General features: G+C 61.5%; 1 protein-coding gene. It reads left to right on the top strand.

Going from position 1 to position 647, the window contains the following annotated elements:
- Positions 1-8: 8 nt before the first annotated feature.
- The coding region (locus tag MAMT_RS08990; RefSeq protein ID WP_512698672.1) for an IS1634 family transposase N-terminal domain-related protein at positions 9-647 on the top strand (639 nt) is incomplete at its 3' end.

Here is a 647-nt window from a genome sequence, read left to right as displayed (position 1 = left end):
AAGCCAGAGTGTACATCCAGCGCGTCCGACGCATCCAGAACGGCAAGACCTACGAGTCGGTTCTTTTGCGGGAATCAGTCCGCACTCCGAAGGGACCTCGAGCGCGGACGGTTCTTCATTTGAACCGGATGCCGCCTGAACTCCAATCGGCCATCATCGCGGCTGTCGAGGGCAAGGAGATGGTTGCTCTGCCGGATTTGGAAGTCTCCGCAGTCCTGAACTACGGGGGCTTGGCGGTTTTGCGGGAGGCATGGGAGCGGTTTGGGTTGGAGAGGCTTTTTGCGTCGATTCCGGAGGAAAGGCAGAGGAAGCTTTTGCTGGCGATGATCTTTGGGCGGATCCTTTTCCCCAGTTCGAAGCTGGCGCTTCGGGAGAAAGCAGTGGGGAGCTTGCTCGCCCGCTCTTGTGGACTGGAGCAGGACGAAGCCTTCGACGAAGAGGATCTCTACGGGGCGATGGACGCGCTGGATGGGCGCTGGAGCGGGATCGAGCGGGGGCTCTACCGGGAGGCCTTCCCCGGAGGGGTGAGTCTTGTGCTCTACGATCTGACGAGCGTCTACTTCGAGGGGGACGGACCGAAGGGGCTGACGCGGTACGGCTACAGCAGGGACCACCGGCAAGATCGCCAGCAAGTCCTCTTGGCGGTG

Origin of the sequence: Methylacidimicrobium tartarophylax (genome assembly GCF_902143375.2) — a bacterium.
GTDB classification, from domain to species: Bacteria; Verrucomicrobiota; Verrucomicrobiia; order Methylacidiphilales; family Methylacidiphilaceae; genus Methylacidimicrobium; species Methylacidimicrobium tartarophylax.
This window is presented reverse-complemented; position numbering and strand designations above follow the sequence as displayed.